The sequence below is a fragment of the Bacillus sp. T33-2 genome (genome assembly GCF_002860205.1).
GTDB lineage: Bacteria > Bacillota > Bacilli > Bacillales > Cytobacillaceae > T33-2.
Map to the genome: position 1 here is coordinate 18,162 of NZ_PGVB01000020.1, position 23,950 is coordinate 42,111.

Here is a 23,950-nt window from a genome sequence, read left to right on the forward strand (position 1 = left end):
GGTATATCCATATCAGCCTGCAAACAAAGCCAAGATATTTCCATATCAATCGTACTTGATTTTTGATCCGTGTGTGTAATCGGCTTCGCTTCGTTTCAAACCGCCGCGCCGCTCGATTTCCTCGACGATATCCCTGTGCAATGCCTGTCCTTCGGCGTTCAGGTACGGCACGACCTGTTGCAATGAGTGGTGGAAAAACGCGAGTTCACTATCATCCCAGTCCTGTTTGGACATCATTGATAATTCGGTCATATCACGGCCGACATACATATTCATTTCATCCTTTCCTTTTTATGATGAAGCTATCGTTTGTCTATACATTGTCTTATATACCTGGAAAAGCTAAAATAAAACCAAACGGTCAGAGAAAGGAATTTTTATATGTCTAATAAAGTTGCCCTCGTTACAGGCAGCAGCCGGGGCATTGGAAAAGCTGCCGCATTGCGCCTGGCAAAAAACGGTTATGATATTGTGATTAATTATGCCCGCAGCAAAAGCGCAGCTCTTGAAACAGCTGCAGAAATAGAAGCTCTTGGCGTAAAAGCCCTCGTTGTAAAAGCAAATGTCGGGGACGTCAGCAAAATTAAAGCAATGTTTGAACAAATTAATGATCACTTCGGCAGGCTTGATGTTTTCGTCAACAATGCCGCTTCCGGAGTGTTAAGGCCAGCGATGGAGCTGGAAGAATCCCATTGGGACTGGACGATGAACATTAACAGCAAAGCCCTGCTTTTCTGTGCGCAGGAAGCAGCAAAATTGATGGAAAAAACCGGGGGAGGGAAAATCATCAGCATCAGCTCGCTCGGCTCGATCAGGTACCTTGAAAATTACACGACAGTAGGGGTTTCAAAGGCCGCGTTAGAAGCCCTTACGAGATACCTTGCAGTAGAACTCGCTCCTAAAAACATTGTGGTCAATGCTGTGTCCGGCGGTGCGGTGGATACTGACGCCTTAAAACATTTCCCGAACAGGGAGGACCTCCTTTCTGAAGCTAAGGAGAAGACGCCCGCAGGCAGAATGGTCGAGATTGATGACCTTGTCAATTGCATCATGTTTTTGGCCAGCTCCGAATCAAATATGATCCGCGGCCAAACAATCATAGTGGACGGTGGCATCTCGTTGCTCGTCTAGTTCAGCCATGAATCCCATTTCCATGAAAAGACAGGATAGCAGCCTCCCGGACTGGTTACATTAAGTTTGTGGAGGTGATAATTATGGCAAACAAATTAAACCAGACACAAGCTGGCACTAACATTCAACAAGTTAGACAGCAAAACGGCGCAGCCCAAAGTGGACTGGGGGCACAAGCAGGACAAGGTGCCCGTGGCGGACAATTTGGAACTGAATTTGCTGCTGATCAACAATTGAGAAATGCTGAGGCACTCAGACAGCAAAACCAGCAGGCACAGGCAAGCCAGGCCCAAAGCGGACTGGGCGCGCAAGCAGGATTACGCGCCCAAGCGGGACAAGGTGCGCAAGCCGGTCTCGGCGCTCAAGCGGGACAAGGTGCGCAAGCCGGTCTCGGCGCCCAAGCGGGACAAGGAGCGCAAGCCGGACTCGGCGCCCAAGCGGGACAAGGAGCGCAAGCTGGACTCGGTGCCCAAGCGGGGCAAGGTGCGCAAGCCGGACAATTTGGAACCGAATTTGCTGCTGAATCACAAACAAATGCTCAGGCAGTGCGACAGCAAAACCAGCAGGCGCAGGCAAGCCGGGCCCAAAGCGGTCTTGGTGCGCAAGCGGGTCAGAATGCCGGGGCAGGGCAATTTGGAACAGAGTTTGCTTCTGAATCGCAAACAGACGCTCAGGCAGTTCGGAGACAGAACCAGCAGGCACTGGCAAGACGCGCCCAAAGCGCTGCCCGGTCATCACAACAAAGCTAATATCACATTCCCACAGGCACTCTTCATTGAAGGGTGCCTTTTTGTCCAGCGCCTAACAGTTTTCATCATGAATACGTCATCCTGAGTGGTTTATGGTGGAAAAAAATTCATGGTCAGTGTTTTAACTCCATTATGAAACGGTAATATTAGTAAAGCCGTTTTGTCACCTTCTGGAATGTGGGTTGTACTTCGACAAAGCTTCCAGACATTTTACAGAAGTAGCCAAAGGATATCCTGCTGCGTGGCCGAATACATAAGATGAAAAAACTTACAGGCGGTGGTAGATGCATGGATCAGTTTAACCAATTGGTAACCACGCAACTGAAGACAATGGATAAGCTGCTGGATATTCAAAGTGAGCTTGAAAAGTGCCAGCAGATTGAAGAAGAACTTCAATCGCTTCAACAGGAAACAGAACTCGAAGAAATACGGGCTGAAATTCAGAGAATGAAGAACGAGCTGAGCGATATTCACCGCATTTTTGAACAGCAGACAGAAGAAGTGATCCGTTCCTACCAGGAAACGAATGTAACCCAGAGGTGAAAATCACCAGTACCGATATATGGATACATTATCGAGCCATTGTGTGAAAACAATGGTTCTTTTGTTTTAAATTCTCTCCCGAACCGTTATAATAATAAAAAATAGGAATCGTTCTTTGTTGCCTTTTGTCGTTTGGCATTTCATAGATAAAGATACATTGATAGGTTGCAAAGCTTCCGGGATAGGAAAGTAGGGGAAAAAATGGGCGTACCCATGGAAGGTGAATCTGTCCAAATCCATAGCTATAAGCACAATGGGCATATCCATCGCGTCTGGGATGAAACAACCATCTTAAAAGGGAATCAAAACCTCGTCATTGGCGGCAATGACAGGACGGTTGTCACGGAGTCGGACGGCAGGACCTGGATCACCCGTGAGCCTGCCATTTGCTATTTCCACTCCCAGCACTGGTTCAACGTCATCGGCATGATACGGGAAGACGGGGTTTACTATTACTGCAACATCAGTTCGCCCTTCATTTTTGATGGGGAAGCGTTGAAATATATCGATTATGATCTCGATATTAAAGTATTTCCTGATATGACGTTTAACTTGTTGGACGAGGATGAATACGAACGCCATCGAAAAGAAATGCAATACCCTGATGTAATCGATAAAATTCTGAAATTCAATGTAGAAAAGTTGATTCGCTGCATCAGGCAGAGAAAAGGACCGTTCGCACCGGATTTTATTGATATTTGGTATGAACGTTTTCTTACGTACCGGCGTTAATAATTGTAAAGCGATTAGGTTCAGCCGCCTGTTGACTGAGTTCAACAGGTTTTTGTTTTTTGGCCTGAGGACAGCTAGGGGGAATTTGCATGGGCAGTATCCGCAGATATTTTGAATTTGTAAAACCATACCGGTGGCAAATCATCGGAACGATTATCATTGGTATCTTGAAATTTGCCATTCCTCTCCTTATACCACTTTTAATAAAATTCGTCGTTGACGATGTTGTCCAGAATGACACGCTGTCAAAGGCGGAAAAGTCGAACCAACTGTTGGTTGTAATGAGTATCATGATTGTCATTTTCGTCATTCTCCGCCCGCCTATTGAATATTACCGCCAATATTATGCCCAGTGGACTGCAAGCAAAATCCTGTACGACATCCGTGACAGGCTGTTTACCCACCTTCAAAAGCTCAGCTTCAAATATTACGCGAATACAAGGGCGGGAGAAGTGATTTCACGGGTGATAAATGACGTAGAGCAGACCAAAACCTTCGTTATCACCGGGCTTATGAACCTTTGGCTTGACGTGGCCACAATTGTGATAGCGGTTGCCATTATGTTCACGATGGATGTAACGCTGACGATCGCCTCATTGGTCCTGTTCCCATTTTACGCGTTTTCGGTCAGATTTTTTTTCGGGAATTTGCGGATATTAACAAAGCAGCGGTCCCAGGCGCTTGCTGAAGTACAAAGCTATTTGCATGAACGGGTCGCCGGCATGTCGGTTATTAAAAGCTTCGCGATCGAGGATTACGAACAAACCCGGTTTGATCATGAAAATCACAACTTCCTGAAAAAGGCGCTGGAACATACTAGATGGAATGCCAAAGCCTTTGCTGTTGTTAACACGATCACGGATATTGCTCCTTTAATCGTGATAGGATATTCGGGATTCCAGGTAGTGCAAGGGAATCTCTCAATCGGCACGATGGTTGCATTCATCGCTTACATTGACAGGCTTTATAATCCATTGAGGAGATTGGTTAACTCTTCGACGAGCTTGACCCAGTCCATCGCTTCCATGGACAGGGTGTTCGAATTGATGGACGAAAAATACGATATCGAAGACTCGCCTGACTCAATAGAATTACAAAAGCTCCACGGGGACATCACCTTTGAAAATGTCAGCTTTGCGTATGAAGAAGGCGGCGGCATGGCTCTTAAAAATATATCACTGGATGTTAAAAAAGGTGAAACGATCGCCCTGGTCGGGATGAGCGGGGGAGGGAAATCCTCATTCGTCAGCCTGATACCAAGGTTTTACGATGTGACCGACGGGAGGATCCTCCTGGATGGCCAGGATATACGTTCGTTTAAAGTAAGGTCATTGCGTGATAAAATCGGAATAGTACTGCAGGACAATATTTTATTCAGTGAATCTGTAAAGACCAATATCCTTCTGGGGAAACCTGATGCGAATGACGAAGAGGTCATTCAGGCGGCCCGTGCTGCAAACGCGCATGAATTTATCGAGAACCTTCCAGAGGGCTACGAAACTAAAGTAGGGGAGCGGGGCGTCAAGCTGTCCGGCGGCCAGAAGCAACGGGTGGCGATTGCCCGCGTCTTTCTAAAAAATCCGCCTATCCTGATTCTGGATGAGGCTACATCTGCACTTGATCTGGAGAGCGAGCACCAAATCCAGGAAGCCCTTGAAAAACTGGCCAAAGACCGCACGACCTTTATTGTGGCACATCGTTTATCCACGATCACCCATGCAGATAGGATCGTCCTGATTGAGCACGGAGAAATTACCGAGGTGGGAACCCATGAGCAGCTAATGGCCCGGCAGGGAGGCTATTACCGGCTTTTCCAGGTACAGCAGCTTGAAAATTAATATTCTTGGGCATATTTTCGGCAGGATATAGGGCAGAAACCGGAAATCCAGGTTTTCATTATTAAGCGGAAACTAGCGTGAATTAAGCGAAAATCACAGTTGATTAAGCGAAAATAGGGTTAATTAAGCGAAAATAGGTGCCAATTAAGCGAAAAACAGGATAATTAAGCGGAACCCTACTTCTCGACAAACAGGAAAAGCAGCTGACTGGCATCAGCTGCTTTTTTGCGGGGTTTATTCATAATTCTGCTCGATGGTAACCTGATTTTCGTCTTTATGAAACGATTGGAAGCTGCTTACAAGGACATCCAGATGCTCGACTTGCTCCCCGTATTCCATAATGATTGAAACAAACTGCATCACATGGTAAAGGATAGGGCTGTCTTCGGCAGCCATATTTTTTTGCTGCGCAAGAAACAACTCAAATAATTCCTTTTTATTTAAACATGCATCGCCTTCCATAAAGGAAGCCTCCGCCCGGACTTTTCCAATAAATTTTAACAGTACCTGCTCATGGTGGTTGATGAGGCAGTCAAGCTGGTGCTGTATGGCTTCCTGGAATTCAGCAGGCATTTGGTTAAATTCGTTTTCGTAACGGTGCAGCCGTTTCAATGTTTCCAGCGCTTTTTTCGTTGCCGTGATCATCTGCCGGTAAATGACAAGCTTCCTTGACTTCGCAAGCAGATTTTTCTTGAAATAGTTCCTTTCTTCTTTGTACATCAAATAAAGCTGGTCGAGCTTGATCGATTCTTCCCTCAGTTTTTCGATATCAGCTTTCAACAGCTGATGCTCGGAGGCATGTCTTGTGCTTACGCGGATCCATTTGGTGATCTCTTCGGTGAGCAAAGCGTTCTTGTTATAGAGCTTGTTTTCATATTTTGGCGGCAGAAACACAAGGTTAACAATGAATGCAGCCACAACGCCGAGCATGATTGTGGAAAAGCGGATCAGCGCAAACTCGATAAACTCATCCCCGGGCGTTTCCATAATCGCAATTAAAGTTACAAGCGACAATGAAATAGCATTACCAAGCTTTAATTTAAGGTTAAGGGTAATGACAAGAATGGCGGCAAGGCCAATAATAAAGAAATTATTACCTAAGGCAAGCACGAATAAAACCGCGGTCGCAGCCCCAATCAAGTTTCCCTGGATTTGTTCGATAATCGATAAATAAGAGCGGTAAATGGTTGGCTGGACAGCAAAAATCGCTGCAATCCCCGCAAATACCGGAGATGGCAGGTCGAACAGCTGTGCAAGAAACAGAGATAATATGATTGCAATTCCCGTTTTTAAAATTCGGGCACCAAGTTTCATGCTGATATAATTCCTTTCCTTTTAAAGCATTGTGCAATTGTACTTTAAACTATAATACTTAAAACTAAACAATATTGTACTATACATGGGATATAGAAGAAGTTCAAGCGGCAAATTTAAGAATTATGCAATTTGGGATGAGATTCCAGGAGGACTTACTGTACTAGAATAAAAAAGCGGCCCGGGGGCCGCTTTTGATTTTTCAGTAGTGCTATATTATTCAGTAGATACTGACGGATCAGCCTGTTCTTTTACAGGTACGACTTGGAGGAAATGGTCTTCAGGGTAATCCAGCAAGGCTGACAGCTCCGCTGCTTCGGCCTCATGCCCGTTGTTCTTCAGCAATGCCGTATAGTTGCCAAGCAGTTCTTGTACATCGGCCTTTCCTTTGTCAGAGAGGTTTTCGATTGATACATTCGCCCCTTTGGCAATGCGGCGCTTGATCGCTTCCTTCGTTAACCCCATTTCAGGCTGGTGCCTCAAATAGACGACCCCGCCGGTCATTCCGGCGCAAATCCATGGACCAGGGTCACCGAGGACAAGCCCTCTTCCATTGGTCATATATTCAAACGCAAATCCTTTAATATTGGATCGTGATGCGATATTGCCAGCTTCCCTTTCAGGAAGCGGTTTTGTAACAAGCCCGCCAATTACCATATCGGCACCTGACAGCCGGATTCCTGCCCGCGCGTCTGCATTGCCCTGGGCAACAAGAAGGCCTTTCTGGGCGCCATAGCCAAATCCTTTTCCGACAGAACCGTTGTAGTATTTGCCGTCTTTTCCTTTCGATTTGAGGATTAAGATGCTGCCGCCAAACGATGTTTTGCCGACTCCGTCCTGGCCTCCGCCGTCCACTTCGATTGTGATTCCTGAAGTGTTGTATGCTCCAAGGCCATTGCCAAGGATTGAGCCTTTATAACGGAGGGAAACTGGTGCAAGCTGCTTGTATGAACCGTCAAGCCGTCCGCGGACCCTGTGGCAGGAAACGCGGCTCGCAAGTACACGCTGCTCGGAAGTAACCCTGCTGAATTCCCGGGACTGGTGCAGTTCTTCCTCGACAGCATCCAGGTATTCAGCACCAACTGCAAGCTGAAGCGGTTTGGATTCAAGTGAAGCAGCAGCCTCCTGGTGGCCGAGCTGGCCAATTTCAAGCGGCTTTAATAAATACGTCAGATCTAGAAGGTTATTTCCTTTAGCCTGCTCCAGCAGGTCGGAACGTCCGACAGCGTCCTGGAGATTTTTAATTCCTGCTGAGGCCGCAAGTGCTTTCAGCTCATTTCCGAATGCTGTGTACAGATTCATGATGCCTTGGACGGCAAGCTCGAACTGGCGCGGAACAAAGCGGCGCAGACCATGCTCCTTTGCCTGTGCCTCGGATTCAATTTGTGTGGCAATCCCGACATGGCAAGTGTCCAGATGGCAGCCGCGGCAGGTAGTACAGCCGATTGCGAGCATGGACAGGGTACCGAATCCAATCCTGTTGGCCCCGAGGAGCATCACCTTCAGGACATCCTGCGCGCTCTTGATGCCACCGTCAGCCCAGAGCTCGACTTTATCCCTTAAGCCGGCTTCCAGCAGGGAATTGTGGGCGGCTTTCACACCGATTTCAACAGGCAGGCCCACATGCTGGAGGGCATGGATCCTGGCGGCGCCTGTACCGCCGTCAAATCCGCTGAGGGTGATGATGTCAGCACCCGCTTTTGCGATTCCGACCGCAATCGTCCCGATATTCGGCACGACGGGAACCTTAACCGCAACCCTTGCTTTGTCATTGGCTGTTTTCAATTCATGGATCATTTGGGCAAGATCCTCAATCGAATAAATATCATGGTTATTCGATGGCGAAATCAAGTCAGAACCAATGGTGGCATTCCTTGCTTCCGCAATTTTCGCTGTAACCTTGGAGCCTGGCAAATGTCCGCCTTCGCCCGGCTTTGCACCCTGCCCGATTTTGATTTCTAGAAGGTTGGATGAGTTCAACAGCTCGGCGTTGACACCGAACCGGCCGGATGCAACCTGCTGGCCGCGGGTACGCGGGTATTTTCCAAGCATATCTTTAATTTCGCCGCCCTCGCCGTTCATGCTTACCATATTAAGCCTGTCAGCTCCTTCAGCATATGCGCGGAAGGCAATTTCGTTCTGTGAGCCGAATGACATCGAGGCAATCACAAACGGCAGGCTGTGTTCACCGACACTAATATCCACATCTTCAGGCCTTATTTGTGATGAAGCCGTCTTTATAGATGCAAGATGGCGGATCGTAGTCGGGTTGTTTTCTTCCTGTTCGCTGATTTTATCCCGATACGCACTGTAATCACCGGTTGAGGCAACCTCGCCAATCGCTTTCCAGATGCGCGGGAACAGGTGGAAGGTTTTGCCGATTCGTTCTTTTTCGTTCTGGTAATCGGCTGCCCGGGCGAAAGCATCCTCTTTCATCGCTTCAAAGTTAAAAGCAAGCCCCTCTGAGCCAAAAAAGTTTACAACCTTTAAATAATCAGCCACTTCTTCGTGTAAGCCTATACTTGAGAATAATCGTCCATATCCGCGAAGCTCATGGATACCGATTGTCGAAATCACTTTTTCAAGCCCTTTTGTCAATGCGTTGTACAGGTTCACAAGCGGCTTCACAGATACGTCCAGTACGGTCATGAACATATAGTAAGGACTGATTAAATCTGCTCCCAAGCCGAGTGCTACGATAATATCATGAAGGGAGCGCACTGCTGCAGAGCGTAGCAGCAATGAACAGTCACGCCTCAGTCCGGCATTCACAAGTGCCTGGTCAACCGCTGAAACGGCCAGGTGGGGGTCAAGCCAGTACGAGCCTTCCTGGTGGCACTTTGCATCATCAAGTATGATCAGCGTTTTCCCGCTTTTAACCGCAGCAACAGCGTCACTTGATATCCGCTCCAAGCTTTGAGCAATCGTTTCATCCTGGTAAAAAACCGTTTCCACATAAGCAGCCAGCTTATCTTCCTGGAACGATTGGATCACCTGGTCGTAGCTTGGCTGGCCAAGCACTTCAGAACATTCAAAACCGGCTTTTCCTTCAATAAGCAAAGGGGTTGTAAGCTCGAACACTTTTCCAGATTCTTCTTTTTCAAACAGGCCAGGACGTTTCCCGATGATGGTCCGGGTCGAGAAATGCTCTGTTTCCCGGTCACGGTCGATCGCTGGATTGGTCACTACCGCGACACTTTCTTTAATGAAATCAGCGATATTTTTCCGTTCCGGGTTAAGTGCGGCCAGCGGGGCATCATGGCCGAGTGAACGGATCGGCTCGACACCTTTTTCAGCCATCTGCTCAATCAGCTGGACATGGTCTCGTTCCCAACCGAAGGCCTTGTATTGTCCATTATGGATCTTTTCAGGATAGTTTATTGTAACGGTTTTTTCCAGCTTTGGTGCCGTCATGCGCTGGCGGGCTCCTGCGAATAAGACCCGTGCCGAAAAGCGGTTATAAACCTCGGCCTGGAAAGCATCATGTTCAAACACTTCAATGTCGGCTCCGTTCCATTTGAATCCCACTTTTTCTCCAGGGGATAAAGGCTTTGGATTATTCACATATTCATCTGCAGAAACGATTCCTGGTTCAGATGAGAACAGGAATGAGCTTTCAATTTCAACCATCCAGAGCGGACGCAGCCCAAGGGAATCCACGCTGAACACCGCTTCATCGCCGAATCTTGAAATGATTCCGGCCGGCCCCTGGGCAAAATGGCCCCAGGCCTCACGGTTATAAACATATAAATCCTGGAGATGCTCAGGATAAGATTTGATTTCATTGATGATCGGCGGAAACATCAGATCCATCGCTTCAAATAATGAGTAGCCTTCCCGGCAAATGAACGTTTCAATTGTCCGGCTCAGGTCCTGGGAATCACTGCCGTCTTTGACGAGAGGAACTTCGATCATTCTAGCTTCATCCCGAAGCCTTGCAATTGTGTTGATTTCCCCATTGTGGCCAAGTACGCTGAACGGCTGGACACGGAAAAAGCTAGACAGTGTATTGGTAGAATAACGGTTATGTCCAAGAGTCATGGTTGAAGCAACCAGCGGGCTCGCAAGGTCATGGTAGAACTTCGGCAGGATGTCCCCGGCGCCCATCACCTTATAAACGGCATGATATTGGCTTAGTGAAGCAACATGGACATTTTCGTCCTTCTCAAACTCTACGATCATATTAAATAGTGTTTTGGAAAGCTCAGGCCCTGTTTCGTCAGAAAGGCAGGCGAATTGCCAGAAAACAGGATTTTCCTGGATGGCAATCGGGCCGAGGGCGGAAGAATCAGTCACTTTATCAGACTGGTAAACTAGGCTCAGCCGCTGTGCATTGAGCTTTGACAGCAAGTCTTGTTTTATCTGTTCTGCATTGGCGCTGCGGGAAATAAAAACATGTCCGACAACGAAATTATCGTTTTCAGCCACAGAAGGGTCTACACCGGCTGATTTTAACTTCTCCTGCCATAGCACACTCGGAATATCGATGTGAATTCCGACTCCATCCCCTTCGCCATTGATAAAGCCGGCGCGGTGGTTCATTGTTACAAGGGCGTTGATGCAATTAAAGATATTATCCCTTGTGGGGATTCTCTTTTTTTCAATGCTGGCAACAATTCCACAGGCATCATGTTCCTGCCGGTGAAAATCTTTAAAAAGAGAGGGGCTCCATTGTTGTGTCATAGATTCGGCTTTAAATAGGGCTTCCCCTAAGCCGGTTCACCTCCTGAAGTTTTTTCTAAGTATAAAAATATTTTAAAAAACTAGATTAATATGGAAAACAAGAATTGAATGGGGCTGTTACGAGCATTTTTGAGAATAGTGGTTACATCATAACATAAGAATTTTCAGAAATCAATTAATTATACAGTAAAATGGATAAAAGACCAAACGACAGCTTGGTGCAATAATTGTAATTAGCCTGTAATGAAAACGTTTTCACCTCGAGGCGAAAAAAACATGGGAGCGTTAAAAGCTCCCATTTTGTATAAAATAATGTATTATTATTCATTTGACATGGAATAAAATGCATTTTCAACCGCGTGGAGCGTAGCCTCAATATCCTCCTCAGTGTGGGCAATTGTCAAGAACCAAGCTTCATATTTCGAAGGGGCAAGATTGATTCCCTGTTCAAGCATCAGCTTGAAGAACCGGGCGAACATTTCGCCATCCGTATTATCTGCCTGCTCATAGTTTACTATTTTCTCATTCGTGAAATAAATAGTGAGTGCTCCTTTTAGGCGGTTAATCGTGATTGGTATTCCATATTTGCCTGCGGCATGAAGAATCCCTTCTTCAAGCATGGCGCCGAGCCGGTCGAGGTATTCGTAAACGCCGTCCTGTTTCAAAACTTCAAGACAGGCAATTCCTGAAAGGATTGACGCTGGATTTCCTGCCATCGTTCCGGCCTGGTACGCCGGTCCCAAAGGAGCCACGGTATCCATGATTTCAGCCCTTCCCCCATAAGCGCCGATCGGCAGTCCGCCGCCGATAATTTTCCCCATGGCAGTAAGGTCTGGCTTCACACCAAGAAGGTCCTGTGCCCCTCCGTACATAAACCTGAATGCCGTGATAACCTCATCATATATGACAAGTGCACCTGCCTGATGGGTGATTTCGTTTACCTGTTCAAGGAAACCTGGCTGTGGTTCTACGATGCCGAAATTACCGACAATCGGCTCCACCAGCACAGCGGCAACCTCATTGCCCCATTTATTCATGGCTTCTTTAAATGGTTCAATATCATTGAACGGCACCGTGATGACTTCCTGGGCAATGCTTTTTGGTACACCTGCAGAGTCCGGTGTGCCAAGAGTGGATGGACCTGAACCCGCAGCGACGAGCACAAGGTCGGAGTGCCCGTGGTAGCAGCCGGCGAACTTGATGATTTTATCCCTGCCAGTATAGGCGCGGGCCACGCGGATCGTTGTCATCACTGCTTCTGTCCCGGAGTTGGTAAAACGGACTTTATCAAGCGCAGGAATGGCCTCTTTCAGCATTTTTGCAAACTTGACCTCGTGTGGTGTTGGGGTGCCGTATAGTACTCCGGTTTCTGCAGCTTTCTTGATAGCCTCGGTTATATGCGGATGGGCGTGCCCGGTTATGATCGGGCCGTATGCTGCCAGATAGTCTATGTACTGATTCCCGTCGACATCCCAGAAATATGCGCCCTGGGCACGCTCCATCACGATTGGAGCTCCGCCGCCGACCGCCTTGTAGGAACGCGATGGGCTGTTAACACCGCCAACAATATGCTCCAGTGCTTCTTTATGTATTTGTTCCGAATTTATCCTTTGCATTTTAAACCCTCCTAAATATGCATGCCAGTCTATTTTAGCACAATTTTGACCGCGGATAAGCCTTCACGGTTGTGTAAAATCTGTGGATTGGCTAAACTGTTTTTTTAGGGCAGCAGAAGTACGGGAGGAGAAAATAATGGACGCTATAGAAGTACGCGACCTGCGGAAAGAGTTCAAGGCCTATTCAAGCCGTTCAGGATTAAAAGGGGCATTCCGCGACCTTTTAACGAGAAATTATAAAATTATCCCCGCAGTGAATGACATCAGCTTCCAGGTGAAGCAGGGAGAGATGGTCGGCTATATTGGGGAAAACGGAGCCGGCAAGTCGACTACGATTAAAATGCTGACCGGGATTTTGACACCAACATCAGGGAAAATTATTGTCAACGGCATGAACCCCCATAAAGAACGTGAGAAATTCACCCGGACGATCGGCGTAGTATTTGGACAGCGGTCACAGCTTTGGTGGGACATTGCCGTCCAGGAATCGTTCCGGCTGCTGAAAAAAGTATATAAGGTTTCAGATGCCGATTATAACGAGCATATGGACCATGTGATAAAAACACTTGATATTGAGCCGCTGCTTGACAAGCCGGTCCGAAAACTGTCGCTCGGCCAGAGGATGCGGTGCGAGCTTGCGGCGGCACTGATACACAATCCGCCCCTTTTGTTCCTCGATGAGCCGACGATCGGGCTTGACGTGCTTGTAAAGCTTAAAATAAGGGATTTCCTTAAGGAGATCAATGAAAAATACAATACGACGATTTTGCTTACTACACATGACCTCACCGACATTGAGGCATTGTGTGAACGGGTGATCATGCTTGATGAAGGGAAGATCATTTACGACGGTGCGTTGAAAAGCCTGAAAGAGAGGTGGGCTGAAGGCAAGGAAATCCAGTTTGAGTTTCTTGAAAAAGCCGACCTTTTCAGGCTGAACGAGTTGTCTGCGGGGCTGCAGGTGAAGTGGGAACTGGATGAGAAAAGCCAGATATTCACTGCCATTACAGCTGACGACGACGAGTCCGTCTCCCAGGTGATTGCCCGAACTGTGGCAGCCTATAAAGTAAAAGATGTAAAAATTAACGAGCCGTCCACCGAGGAGATTGTCCGTAATATTTACGAGAGAGGGACTGTCTGATGGATAAGTACCTTGAGATGATCCGGATCAGGTTTTTGATGATGCTCGCCTATCGGACCAACTATTACACCGGAATTTTGATCTACAGCATTAACATTGGTGCCTACTATTTTTTATGGACCGCCATTTACGGCGGCAAAAGCGAAATTGAGGGCATGTCAGCGTTACAGATGACGACCTATGTTGCGGTGGCCTGGATGGCAAGGGCGTTTTATTTTAATAATATCGACCGGGAGATGGCGATGGAAATCAAGGAAGGAAAAGTAGCTGTTGAGCTTATCCGCCCGTACAGCTATCTCGGGATGAAAACGATGCAGGGGCTTGGAGAGGGAATATTTCGGCTGTTTTTCTTTTCGCTGCCGGGAATGCTGATTGTTGCTCTCATTTTCCCGATGGATTTTTCCGGAGACCCGACGACATGGGGGCTTTTTGCTGTATCGATTTTGCTCAGCTTTTTTATCAATACACAGATCAATTTGCTGACAGGAATCACCACTTTCTTCTTATATAATAATACAGGCCTGATCAGGGCGAAGCGTGTGATCATTGAGCTGTTTTCAGGGCTTTTGATTCCAGTGAGTTTTTTTCCGGTTTGGGGGCAGGAAATCATGAAGTATCTTCCGTTTCAGGGAATCAGCTATATTCCAAGCATGATTTTCACTGATGCTTTCAGCTTCGGGCAGGCTATGGAAGGGCTTATGCTGCAGGCCTTCTGGACAGTGGTGCTCGTTATCCCGATCCAATTATTATGGATGCTCGCTAAAAAACAGCTGATCATACAAGGAGGATGAGCCTTGTGTTTTACATTTCAATGTTTTTTCAATATGTCGCCCAATATATGAAAACACGGCTCGAATACCGGGCCGATTTAGTTGTTGAAATTTTTTCTGACATGCTCTTTCAGGCTGTGAACCTTGTGTTCATCCTGGTTGTGTTCGGGCATACAGAGCTGCTGAATGGCTGGAGCAGGGATGAAATCATTTTTATTTACGGTTTTTTTCTCGTGCCTTATGCGGTGTTCGGGGCGTTTTTTAACATCTGGGATTTTAATGAACGCTATATCGTGAAAGGCGAAATGGACAGGATCCTGACAAGGCCGATCCATAGCCTGTTCCAGGTGATTTTGGAGCGGATTGAGCTTGAGTCGCTCTTTGGCGGGATTACGGGACTTGCCGTCATGCTTTATGCCGGCAGCAGGCTCAACCTTGCGTTCCACTGGTATGACCCGTTGCTGTTTATCATCCTTGTGCTCGGAGCTGTCCTCGTTTATGCAGGAATTTTTGTGATGATTGCATGCATCAGCTTCTGGGCCGACGCGAGGACGTCTATCATGCCGATGATGTACAATATCAGCAACTACGGGCGTTACCCTGTTGATATTTATAACGCGGCGATCAGGTTCGTGCTCACATGGATATTGCCGTTCGCCTTTGTCGGCGTTTATCCCGCGGCGTACTTTCTCGGGCGTGATGAATGGATCGGTTATTCTTTCCTGACGCCGGTCATTGGATTGCTGTTTTTTGGGGTGTCCGTCCTGCTCTGGAATCAAGGTGTCAAACAGTACAGGGGTGCGGGGAATTGATGTATATTTTTTCCACAGGTCTTCACCGGCCTGTGGTTTTTTTATGTTGGGTAAAATTGGGCAAAGTGTAAATGATATTGTATTTGTTTAAATCATGAATATAACTGTATAAATCGATCTTCCCCCCGAAAAGTGTTTAAATTACCAAAAAAGTGATTAAAATCGTCTTCCCCGCTGAAATCCCAAACCGTATTGATTCCCCCGAATAGGGACTGGCCCGAATATGCCCCGCATGACACGCGTATAAATAGAAGGAGAGAGGGAGGAAAAGGGGCCGGGAGATGCTCTATTATTTATCATTTTTAGTTATCGTTTTAGCCATTTCAATAAGCTTAAGGATGCTTTTTGCTCCGCACAAAATTAAAGGGAAGCTCGTTTCGGTTGAAAACTTCCTGTTTCTCGCCCTCGTTTATGGAACTGTCATGATTGGATTTGGCTTGATTTATTATTTGCTTGATTTAAAGGGCTATACAGTTTTAGCGGACGGAAGCACATATAAGGAATACAGCTCTCTAAGAAGGATGGAAACAAGCATGTATTTCAGCGCGGTCACACTTTTTTCGGTTGGCTATGGTGATATCGCGCCGATTGGGATCGGGAGGATTATTGCTGTAGTGCAGGCGCTGATTGGATATACAATCCCAGCCGCTTTTGTGGCGCGGGCTGTGCTTGATTCAGATAAATAATTTGTGTTCGGCCGGGAATTTGGATAGGCTTAAAACAGAGAAAAATAGGAGGGATTGCCGATGACATTAAAAGTGGGTGAACCGGCGCCGCTCTTTGAACTGCCTGCCAGCGACGGCCCTGTAAAGTTATCCGATTTTCGCGGGAAAAATATCGTCCTGTATTTTTATCCGAAAGACATGACACCAGGCTGCACAACCGAGGCATGTGATTTCCGGGACCATCACCAGAGCTTTGAGGAAGTAAACGCAGTGATCCTCGGCGTCAGCCCGGATCCTGTTTCACGCCATGAAAAATTCATTGAAAAGCATGGGCTGCCGTTCCTGCTCCTGGCAGATGAGGAACATGAAGCAGCAGAGGCTTATGATGTGTGGAAGCTGAAGAAAAACTTTGGGAAAGAGTATATGGGAGTGGAAAGATCCACTTTCATCATTGACCGGGACGGCATTCTGGTGAAGGAATTCCGCAAAGTCAAGGTGCAGGGACATGTGGAAGAGGCACTGCAATATATAAAAGATAATCTGCATTAAAAAAGGAGCAGCTGAAAATATCAGCTGCTCCCTTTGTTTACATGTTGCCAGTTCCAAGGGCTGTTTCACGCTGTGATTTGGCTGTTTTTCTGTTTTTCAGCTTCATCAGGCTTTCATACACTATCGGAACGATAAGCAACGTCAGCAATGTCGAGCTGGTGAGCCCGCCGATAACTGTTACCCCGAGGCCTTTGGATATTAGGCCGCTTCCTTCAAGTCCGACAGCCAAAGGCGCTAAAGCACCGATTGTGGCGATCGCAGTCATGAGGATTGGGCGCAGCCTTGTTCCTGCTGCTTCAAGCAGCGCATCGCGTGTTGACAATCCTTCATTTTCCTTATGGATTACCCTGTCAATAAGCACAATGGCATTCGTTACTACGATTCCGATCAGCATCAGCATCCCGATCATGGCTGAAACACTGATCGTTTCACCGGAAATAAGCAGTCCAACCAGGCCGCCAATAACGGTGAACGGCAGGGAGAACAGAATCGCGAACGGAGCAAGGCCGCCACCAAAAGTAACCACCAATACGAGATATACAATGGCGATAGCTGCCAGCATTGCCAAGCCAAGCTGAGTGAATGACTCGGTAATGTCCTCCGTAACCCCGCCCATCGAGATCTCAACATTAGAAGGGTGCTTTAATCCGTCGATTTCCTTCTGGATGTCTGCTGAAACCTTGGCTACGTCCTTCGTGGTGATTTCGGCGGTCACATCAGCGAAAAAGCGCCCGTCCCTTCTTGTGACCGTATCGGATGTGCTGCCTTCTTTAACTTCTGCCACTTCCTTGATGGGTACTTCCACACCAAGAGGCGAACGAATGGTTTTGCCTGTCAGATCATTGACATCCTTGTATTCATTTGCTGCTGCCTCAACGTAAACATTAATATCTTTGCCTTCATGTTCAATTGTTGTCAAAACCGGACGCTGACGGTCGCCTGCGAGCTCCATTCCTATCTGGGCAGCTGTCAGTCCGAGTTTGCTCAATTTTTCCTGGTCAGCAACAATCGTGTATTCCTCGTACTCTTCAGAAATGCCTGTTTTCACATTTGTGAGTGAATCGTGTTTCTTTAAAATGTCGCTAATGTCATTGATGACTGGTTTGATATCGTCCATTGTCTCGCCGTACACAAGCAGTGACAGGCTGTTGCTTGCACCCATGCCGGAAAAGTCCTGGCTTGCCCATTCACCCTTATCAGTCATGTCTTTTAAATCATCTATGACTGCTTCTTTTTCTTTATCGAAGTTTTGCGTGTCTTTCTCATATTCAACAAAGAACAACGCGGAATTTGAATCCCCAGGATTCATTGGGTTTTCTCCGCCCGCAGAAAACTGTACTGTTTTCACTCCATCTCGTTTTAAGAACATTTCCTCAGCATCAGATGCTATGTCTGTAACTTCTTCGAATGTCTGGCCCGGTTCTGGTTCGTAAGTGGCAACCACCATTTTCTGCTCATCTGCAGGAAGGAAGCTGACGCCGATCGTTGGAATCAGGAATAAACTGCCCACAAGCAGCAGAACGGCCAGACCTGATGTTATTAATTTGTGATTTAATGACCAGTTTAACGTTTTCCTGTAAAAAGCGGCTAACTTGCCAGGCTTGTTTTCATCATGTCCGTGTTTGGCCGACAATCCGTTTTTAAACAGGGAGTTGGCCAACATCGGCACGACTGTTATTGCCACTAACAGGGAAGCCAGAAGTGAAAATACAATCGTAAGTGCGAATGGCAAGAATAGTTCGCCGACCGGCCCTTTTACAAGGCCAAGCGGAAGGAAGACCGCGATCGTAACAATCGTCGATGACATGATTGGCATGAACATTTCTTTCGTAGCTTCCAATATTAATTCTTTGCCTTTCAGATTTTCCCCTTTTAATGACATGCGCCGGAAAATATTTTCTACAACCACAATAGAGTCATCAATTACCCGTCCGATGGCGACTGTCATAGCTCCGAGCGTCATGATGTTCAGGGTGATATCCATTTGCTTTAACAGGAGAATCGCAATCAATAATGAAAGAGGGATCGAAATGACGGAAATAACCGTCGTCTTGAAATTCCTCAGGAACAACAAGATGATCAGCATGGCAAAAACTGCACCGAACAGAGCCTTGCTCAGCATTGTTTGTACCGACTCTTCGATTGGCTGGCCCTGGTCAAAAATAGGTGTAACCTTCAAACCGTCAATATCCGACTCTAGCTCATCCATTTTTTCTTTTACATTATTCACTACTTCAACAGTGTTGGCATCGGCTGCTTTAACGATTTGCACGCCGATGGAGGTTTCTCCGTTCGTTTTCGAAAGAGACTCGGCTTTACCCACAATCTTTATTTCAGCGATGTCTCCAAGTTGAACCGTCGGGATGCCTGCCAGAGCCTGGCTTCCGCTTCCCGGAGCGATGGCGCTGCCCTGGCTTTGCTGTGGCAGGCTGCTTCCCGGGTTAGCTGTCTGGCTGGTCGGCATGCCTGCGCCAGGGGCGGCATTTGGTCCAGGCTGCTGGGCTTGCGCAGGAATGGCAGGAATCTGCAATGTTTTTAAGTCTTCAATTGAAGCTATATTGCCATCAATTACAACTGACTTTTCTTCATTCCCAAATGTGTGCAGCCCCAATGGGAACAATACATCGGAACCTTTAATGATGTTTTTGACCGTTTCTTCATCGAGGCCATACTGTTTCATGCGCTCGGAATCGAACACTAGCTGTGCTTCCTCGAGCTGCTGCCCGGAAATCTGGATCGAGGCTACTCCTTCAACCCCTTCCAGCTCAGGAACAATATTTTCTTCAGCTGTTTTTGTCAGTTCAGCGAGAGACTCCTTATCGTTTGAAATGCTTAATGACATGATTGGGAAAGCATTGATGCTTAACCTTGACGCTTCTGGCTCCTGTACTCCTTCAGGAAATTCAATCGTGCTCAATGCTTCTTTTGCTTCGGTTAGCGCTTTGTCCATGTCTTTGTCGAAGCTGTATTCAACTTGGACAGAGGAGGCATTTTGGAAAGAGGTAGAGCTTACGACCTTGACTCCATCCATATTTTGGAGGCGCTTTTCAATTGGTTCGGAAACCTTATCACCGACTTGTTCAGGAGTTGCACCTGGATACACAGTCAACACAGAAATGAGCGGAGTATTGATATTCGGGATCGTCTCTAATTTCATATTCATCCCGGAATACAAACCCGCCGCTGTAATGATCAGTGTCAACAGCCACACCGCGAATTTATTTTTTAACGAAAACTGGATGATCTTCTTCATTATTCTCTCCTTTGTTTGTGATGTTCAATTGACCTGTTTGCTGAAATGTAATACGATATGACTGGGTAGTCATATCTATTATAATAAATGACCGGTCAGTCATAGGTCAATACATTTTCATAATAAACTAGTTTCGGGTTATATATAAGTGAAAAAGCAGTTTCATTCTGTCAGGGGGCTTTCATTTGAAGGAAAAGGAAAAAACGATCATTGAAGCGGCAATCAAACTGTTTGCGGCAAAGGGGTATGCCTCAACCTCGATCCAGGAAATCGTAACGGAAAGTGGAATATCAAAAGGTGCTTTTTATCTGTACTTTAAATCAAAAGACGCGTTGCTTGTTGCAATCCTTGAATATTATTTTGACAGATTGCAAAGGAATGTAGCTGAGCTTGAGGGGGCCGACCTGCCGCCCAGGGAAAAATTCACGAGGCAATTGACGGCTTTGTTTATGAATATAGTGGAGCATAAAGAATTCATCATTATGCAATCAAGGGAGCAGGCCATTCCCCTGAACGATTCGGTCAGGCATTTGATTCTAAAAAGGCATTACAACATCCAGAAATTTTACAGGGAAGGGCTGTCATCCATATACGGACATAGGATTGACGCTTATTTGTGGGATTTGGCCTTTATGCTTGAGGGCTTGTTTCAATCGTATTTAAAGGTTCTGCTGTTTGACAGCCAGAATTTTAAAATAGATGAACTCGTCCATTTTATTATGCGAAGAATGGACTCGATTATAGAAGGGATCACCGGCGAAAAGCCAATCGTTACTGAAGAAAAGATGGAATTCCTGCTCAAGAAAACGAGGGCATTTTTCCTGAATGACAAACCGGATATCAAAGCGGTGATTGGAGACATGAAGAAACATGTAGCCAGCATGAAGGACCATGAAGATCTTGAAGTTTCTCTTGAGGTATTGGAGGCTGAGGCCCTTAAGGACAGCCCGAGGCTCCCGGTCATCAAGGGAATGCTGTCAAATTTTAAGGGAATTGATTCACTGGAACATTATATCTACGAAGTTGCCAGGTCGTTTGATGTGAAAATATAAATTGATGTACCTTCTGGATATATTTAAAGCCTATTTTCCTTATTAAAGGCTTATGTCCATTCATTTTCCACGATCCGGAATAACATTATATTAGGGCATACCTCCTCAGACATTCTTTAACGGGCTTCCACAGCCCGTTCTTTTTTTGGCGAAAAACTTGCAAATGGTTGTTTCAAGCATTAAAAATTTTATAAAATGAGAAAAGAAGGTTACGATATGAACACTGGCTTTTTGAACTTTTTCAAACATAATTTGCATACATATATTAAAAACAGATGAGACATTTTTTGAAAAGGGGGGCACGAAGATGAAGATTTATACGAAGACAGGGGATAAAGGCACAACCTCGCTTATTTATGGAGAAAGAGTTGCCAAAACTGATCCACGGGTAGATGCATATGGAACATGCGATGAAGCAAATTCTGCAATCGGCCTGGGTTTGAGCTATTTAAAAGATGAATACTTTGAGGGCAAGGAGGAACTTGAACAGGTCTTTCATAAAGTCCAAACCACCCTTTTTCATGTTGGGGCTGAACTGGCAACACCAAAAGGAAAAGAAGTTAAATGGGTTTTGGAGAAAAATGATATTGAATATTTGGAACAAGTGATCGATAGGTGGGATTCCGCACTTCCTGCTTTGACAAATTTTATTTTACCAGGAGGACATTCGGCGGGCGCGTCGTTTCATGTCGCACGTACGATTGCAAGACGGGCGGAGCGCTCGGCTGTCTCCATTGTGGATGATGTCAATCCGCTCGTTTTAGCTTACCTGAACCGATTATCAGATTTTCTCTTTGTTGCTTCCAGATATGTTAATTTTCATCTGGGCATAAAAGAGCAGGCGCTGCATGAGTAGAGGGTAAAAATTAATAATACTGCACATGTTTTCGGTGGTTGTTATATTGACAAAAGTAGTAAATCGTTAGTACACTAATTATAAATATTATAATTTAAGAATTTTTTTTGGATAGAGAGGTGCATGGCGGTGGTTCAAAACCAATTAAAAGAAGCCCTGGATGCCCTGAAAGATACAGGAGTCCGTATTACTCCGCAGCGTCATGCAATACTTGAATATTTAATAAACTCAATGTCACACCCAACTGCTGATGATATTTATAAAGCACTTGAAGGTAAATTCCCAAACATGAGTGTGGCAACGGTTTATAACAACTTGAGAGTATTTCGTGAGGTTGGCCTGGTGAAAGAACTGACATATGGTGATGCTTCCAGCCGCTTTGACTTTGTGACTACGCACCATTATCATGTCATTTGCCAGAAATGCGGAAAGATCGTTGACTTCCACTATCCGGGCCTGGATGAAGTAGAGCACCTTGCATCACATGTGACCGGTTTTAAAGTTGGAAACCACAGGATGGAAATTTACGGGACCTGTCCGGAATGTACAGGAAGAGAAACGCATTAAGTTGGCTGGCAGCGATCGCTGCCATTTTTTATTGTAAACAAACAAACTCGGCAGCTGCCGAGTTTAACTTTTTTTGCGGTTGTATTTTTCGTCGAACTCTTTTCCTTCGAGATTTCGGTCGAGGGTCAATGGTTCCCGGCAATACATACACATATCGACCCGCCCAAGCATTTTTGTGGGCTTTCCACAGCCAGGGCAAATGACTTGGATGGTTTTTGTAGAAAGCATACCTATCCAGAAATAAACTACGGTGCTGGCTACGATGAATAGAAGTCCCAAAATCATGAAAATGGTCATCACAAGGGGCGAATTGCGAAAAAAGATGCCGCCGTACATGACAATAAAACCAATGAAAATCAAACTCAGGGCAAACGTCCTGATTCTATTTATTTTACTCGAATATTTGGCCATATTTTCCCCTCCCTAAAACCTAACTATACCATATGATCTTCGGGAAAATAAATAACAACGGATGGATATATGTCGAAATATGCCCCGGCCAAAGCAGGAGTTTTTTTGTATTTGTCGAAGATATACGCTAATAACAAATTGGAGGAATTATATATGGAGGATATCCTTCGTCCGCTATATCAGGAGCGAGCAAGTCAATCAAACACCATAGGTGTATTAATAATAGAGAAAAGGCACAATGCGATAACGGCCACGGATACATTTGATGCTGTACTGTTAATTATCGTAAAAGAAGCAAGACAGCCTGTCTTTGTTAAGCATTATACGTACCAGGGGAAAAAAGCGGCCATGCATATCATAACGGAAAAGCAGCTCAACGAATGGCTGCTTCTTGGCAACAACAAAACCATATTTGGCTGGCTGTATGATGGAAAAGTGATTTTTGACCGAAACGAATACATAGCAAATTTAAAAATGGAACTAAGGGAATTTCCGTTCTATGGCCGAAAGATAAAAATGGGACTGGAATTTGCCAAGTTGATACGCCGGTATACTGATGGAAAAGCTTTTTTTGATAATTTTCATTATATGGATGCCTATAACCATGTGGTTCATTCCCTTCATCATTTAGCCAGGCTTGCTCTAATAGATAACGGCATCCACCCGGAAGTGACTGTCTGGCACCAGGTAAAACAAATAGAGCCGGAAATTTATAAATTCTATCAAGAACTAATAACAAGCGAAGAAACATTAGAAAAGAGGCTGGAGCTTTTATTCCTTGCAAGCGAGTTTTTAATCCATTCAAGAACCCGAATTGGTATCACTCATCTAATAGAAGTTCTTCAGGAAAAAGAATACTGGTCTTTTAATGAACTGATCGAACATACAGAGCTAAGTGCCTATTCAGTGGATCTTGGTCTCTTGATCGAGTATCTCATTGATAAAGGAATTATTGAGGTAGTGAACGTAGAAACAAAAGGGAAAGGCATTTATCACCGGTACTACAGCGTCGCTGAAAAACTATTGTAGAAAAACAAAAAAAGGTATTGACCTTTGTTGGGATACTTGGTATATTAATAACCGTCGCTGCGAAACATGGCAAAAACCTTTTTGCGGCTGACGGAGCTTTTTAAAAAAAAGGCGTTGACTCCAATGACGCCGTATGATATATTAATAAAGTCGCTTATCGGCGATAACCGAAGATCATTGTTCTTTGAAAACTAAACAAACAAGCGTCAACAAACAATAATCATCATGTTTCTTCTATA

19 protein-coding genes and 2 pseudogenes are annotated in these 23,950 nt (G+C 45.8%); 15 read left to right on the top strand and 6 right to left on the bottom strand.

What is annotated here, in order from left to right:
- Positions 1–45 precede the first annotated feature (45 nt).
- Positions 46–270, bottom strand: a complete 225-nt coding sequence (locus tag CVD19_RS14385; protein ID WP_101582523.1) for a hypothetical protein — start codon at positions 268–270, stop codon at positions 46–48.
- A 111-nt stretch (positions 271–381) separates the two neighbouring features.
- Here CVD19_RS14385 and fabL point away from each other — a divergent pair, with 111 nt between their 5' ends.
- The 6 genes and pseudogenes from fabL (at position 382) to CVD19_RS14410 (ending at position 4,993) form a co-directional block, all read left to right on the top strand.
- Positions 382–1,131 (top strand): enoyl-[acyl-carrier-protein] reductase FabL, encoded by a 750-nt coding sequence (gene fabL / locus CVD19_RS14390; protein ID WP_101582524.1) that lies wholly within the window; start codon positions 382–384, stop codon positions 1,129–1,131.
- A gap of 83 nt (positions 1,132–1,214) precedes the next feature.
- Positions 1,215–1,415: pseudogene (locus CVD19_RS25890) on the top strand (gamma-type small acid-soluble spore protein); the annotation flags it as partial.
- Between the two features lie 183 nt (positions 1,416–1,598).
- Positions 1,599–1,880 (top strand): annotated as a pseudogene (locus tag CVD19_RS25895) (gamma-type small acid-soluble spore protein); the annotation flags it as partial.
- Positions 1,881–2,168: 288 nt separating this feature from the next.
- Complete coding sequence (locus CVD19_RS14400) at positions 2,169–2,423, top strand: YgaB family protein (protein WP_101582526.1); 255 nt, start codon at positions 2,169–2,171, stop codon at positions 2,421–2,423.
- Positions 2,424–2,624: 201 nt separating this feature from the next.
- Entirely contained in the window at positions 2,625–3,155 is a 531-nt protein-coding gene (gene ntdP, locus CVD19_RS14405) for a nucleoside tri-diphosphate phosphatase (RefSeq protein ID WP_101582527.1), read from the top strand.
- An 89-nt stretch (positions 3,156–3,244) separates the two neighbouring features.
- Positions 3,245–4,993, top strand: coding sequence for an ABC transporter ATP-binding protein (locus tag CVD19_RS14410; RefSeq protein ID WP_101582528.1), 1,749 nt, complete (start codon positions 3,245–3,247; stop codon positions 4,991–4,993).
- A gap of 234 nt (positions 4,994–5,227) precedes the next feature.
- Here CVD19_RS14410 and CVD19_RS14415 read toward each other — a convergent pair whose 3' ends face one another.
- The 3 genes from CVD19_RS14415 to CVD19_RS14425 form a co-directional block, all read right to left on the bottom strand.
- Positions 5,228–6,307, bottom strand: a complete 1,080-nt coding sequence (locus CVD19_RS14415; protein ID WP_101582529.1) for an FUSC family protein — start codon at positions 6,305–6,307, stop codon at positions 5,228–5,230.
- A gap of 216 nt (positions 6,308–6,523) precedes the next feature.
- Positions 6,524–10,990, bottom strand: a complete 4,467-nt coding sequence (locus CVD19_RS14420; RefSeq protein ID WP_101582530.1) for a glutamate synthase-related protein — start codon at positions 10,988–10,990, stop codon at positions 6,524–6,526.
- Positions 10,991–11,310: 320 nt separating this feature from the next.
- Positions 11,311–12,606 carry a glutamate-1-semialdehyde 2,1-aminomutase gene (locus CVD19_RS14425; protein WP_101582531.1) on the bottom strand — a complete coding sequence of 432 codons (1,296 nt, stop codon included), beginning with the start codon at positions 12,604–12,606 and terminating at the stop codon, positions 11,311–11,313.
- A 136-nt stretch (positions 12,607–12,742) separates the two neighbouring features.
- Here CVD19_RS14425 and CVD19_RS14430 point away from each other — a divergent pair, with 136 nt between their 5' ends.
- The 5 genes from CVD19_RS14430 to bcp all read left to right on the top strand — a co-directional run bounded on the left by CVD19_RS14430 (position 12,743) and on the right by bcp (position 16,543).
- On the top strand, positions 12,743–13,747 hold the full coding sequence (locus tag CVD19_RS14430) for an ABC transporter ATP-binding protein (protein ID WP_101582532.1): 1,005 nt from the start codon (positions 12,743–12,745) through the stop codon (positions 13,745–13,747).
- Positions 13,747–14,538, top strand: coding sequence for an ABC transporter permease (locus tag CVD19_RS14435; protein ID WP_101582533.1), 792 nt, complete (start codon positions 13,747–13,749; stop codon positions 14,536–14,538). Before CVD19_RS14430 ends, CVD19_RS14435 begins: the two co-directional genes overlap by 1 nt.
- Before the next feature lie 5 nt (positions 14,539–14,543).
- A complete protein-coding gene (locus tag CVD19_RS14440; RefSeq protein ID WP_101582544.1) occupies positions 14,544–15,329 on the top strand; it encodes an ABC transporter permease in 786 nt (261 codons plus the stop codon).
- 281 nt (positions 15,330–15,610) lie between these two features.
- Positions 15,611–16,015 (top strand): potassium channel family protein, encoded by a 405-nt coding sequence (locus CVD19_RS14445; RefSeq protein WP_101582534.1) that lies wholly within the window; start codon positions 15,611–15,613, stop codon positions 16,013–16,015.
- A 60-nt stretch (positions 16,016–16,075) separates the two neighbouring features.
- Complete coding sequence (gene bcp / locus CVD19_RS14450) at positions 16,076–16,543, top strand: thioredoxin-dependent thiol peroxidase (protein WP_101582535.1); 468 nt, start codon at positions 16,076–16,078, stop codon at positions 16,541–16,543.
- Between the two features lie 37 nt (positions 16,544–16,580).
- Here bcp and CVD19_RS14455 read toward each other — a convergent pair whose 3' ends face one another.
- A complete protein-coding gene (locus tag CVD19_RS14455; RefSeq protein ID WP_101582536.1) occupies positions 16,581–19,796 on the bottom strand; it encodes an efflux RND transporter permease subunit in 3,216 nt (1,071 codons plus the stop codon).
- Positions 19,797–19,981: 185 nt separating this feature from the next.
- Here CVD19_RS14455 and CVD19_RS14460 point away from each other — a divergent pair, with 185 nt between their 5' ends.
- The 3 genes from CVD19_RS14460 (at position 19,982) to perR (ending at position 22,271) form a co-directional block, all read left to right on the top strand.
- Positions 19,982–20,848 (top strand): TetR/AcrR family transcriptional regulator, encoded by an 867-nt coding sequence (locus CVD19_RS14460; RefSeq protein ID WP_101582537.1) that lies wholly within the window; start codon positions 19,982–19,984, stop codon positions 20,846–20,848.
- Positions 20,849–21,155: 307 nt separating this feature from the next.
- Positions 21,156–21,704, top strand: a complete 549-nt coding sequence (locus CVD19_RS14465) for a cob(I)yrinic acid a,c-diamide adenosyltransferase (RefSeq protein ID WP_101582538.1) — start codon at positions 21,156–21,158, stop codon at positions 21,702–21,704.
- 123 nt (positions 21,705–21,827) lie between these two features.
- Positions 21,828–22,271, top strand: a complete 444-nt coding sequence (gene perR / locus CVD19_RS14470; protein ID WP_101582539.1) for a peroxide-responsive transcriptional repressor PerR — start codon at positions 21,828–21,830, stop codon at positions 22,269–22,271.
- Between the two features lie 63 nt (positions 22,272–22,334).
- On the opposite strand, the gene CVD19_RS14475 is transcribed toward perR, so the two are convergent.
- A complete protein-coding gene (locus CVD19_RS14475; RefSeq protein ID WP_101582540.1) occupies positions 22,335–22,682 on the bottom strand; it encodes a YgzB family protein in 348 nt (115 codons plus the stop codon).
- Between the two features lie 153 nt (positions 22,683–22,835).
- Here CVD19_RS14475 and CVD19_RS14480 point away from each other — a divergent pair, with 153 nt between their 5' ends.
- Positions 22,836–23,711: a nucleotidyltransferase-like protein gene (locus tag CVD19_RS14480; protein ID WP_101582541.1), complete on the top strand. Its 876-nt coding sequence runs from the start codon at positions 22,836–22,838 to the stop codon at positions 23,709–23,711.
- Positions 23,712–23,950 lie beyond the last annotated feature (239 nt).

Bases quoted from the DNA above. Each gene is read 5' to 3' on its own strand.
- CVD19_RS14385 (WP_101582523.1), bottom strand. From the start codon at position 270: ATGTATGTCGGCCGTGATATGACCGAATTATCAATGATGTCCAAACAG.
- CVD19_RS14435 (WP_101582533.1), top strand. From the start codon at position 13,747: ATGGATAAGTACCTTGAGATGATCCGGATCAGGTTTTTGATGATGCTC.
- perR (WP_101582539.1), top strand. From the start codon at position 21,828: ATGGCGGTGGTTCAAAACCAATTAAAAGAAGCCCTGGATGCCCTGAAA.
- CVD19_RS14465 (WP_101582538.1), top strand. From the start codon at position 21,156: ATGAAGATTTATACGAAGACAGGGGATAAAGGCACAACCTCGCTTATT.
- bcp (WP_101582535.1), top strand. From the start codon at position 16,076: ATGACATTAAAAGTGGGTGAACCGGCGCCGCTCTTTGAACTGCCTGCC.
- CVD19_RS14425 (WP_101582531.1), bottom strand. From the start codon at position 12,606: ATGCAAAGGATAAATTCGGAACAAATACATAAAGAAGCACTGGAGCAT.
- ntdP (WP_101582527.1), top strand. From the start codon at position 2,625: ATGGGCGTACCCATGGAAGGTGAATCTGTCCAAATCCATAGCTATAAG.
- CVD19_RS14430 (WP_101582532.1), top strand. From the start codon at position 12,743: ATGGACGCTATAGAAGTACGCGACCTGCGGAAAGAGTTCAAGGCCTAT.
- CVD19_RS14445 (WP_101582534.1), top strand. From the start codon at position 15,611: ATGCTCTATTATTTATCATTTTTAGTTATCGTTTTAGCCATTTCAATA.
- CVD19_RS14420 (WP_101582530.1), bottom strand. From the start codon at position 10,990: ATGACACAACAATGGAGCCCCTCTCTTTTTAAAGATTTTCACCGGCAG.
- fabL (WP_101582524.1), top strand. From the start codon at position 382: ATGTCTAATAAAGTTGCCCTCGTTACAGGCAGCAGCCGGGGCATTGGA.
- CVD19_RS14455 (WP_101582536.1), bottom strand. From the start codon at position 19,796: ATGAAGAAGATCATCCAGTTTTCGTTAAAAAATAAATTCGCGGTGTGG.
- CVD19_RS14400 (WP_101582526.1), top strand. From the start codon at position 2,169: ATGGATCAGTTTAACCAATTGGTAACCACGCAACTGAAGACAATGGAT.
- CVD19_RS14415 (WP_101582529.1), bottom strand. From the start codon at position 6,307: ATGAAACTTGGTGCCCGAATTTTAAAAACGGGAATTGCAATCATATTA.
- CVD19_RS14475 (WP_101582540.1), bottom strand. From the start codon at position 22,682: ATGGCCAAATATTCGAGTAAAATAAATAGAATCAGGACGTTTGCCCTG.
- CVD19_RS14480 (WP_101582541.1), top strand. From the start codon at position 22,836: ATGGAGGATATCCTTCGTCCGCTATATCAGGAGCGAGCAAGTCAATCA.
- CVD19_RS14410 (WP_101582528.1), top strand. From the start codon at position 3,245: ATGGGCAGTATCCGCAGATATTTTGAATTTGTAAAACCATACCGGTGG.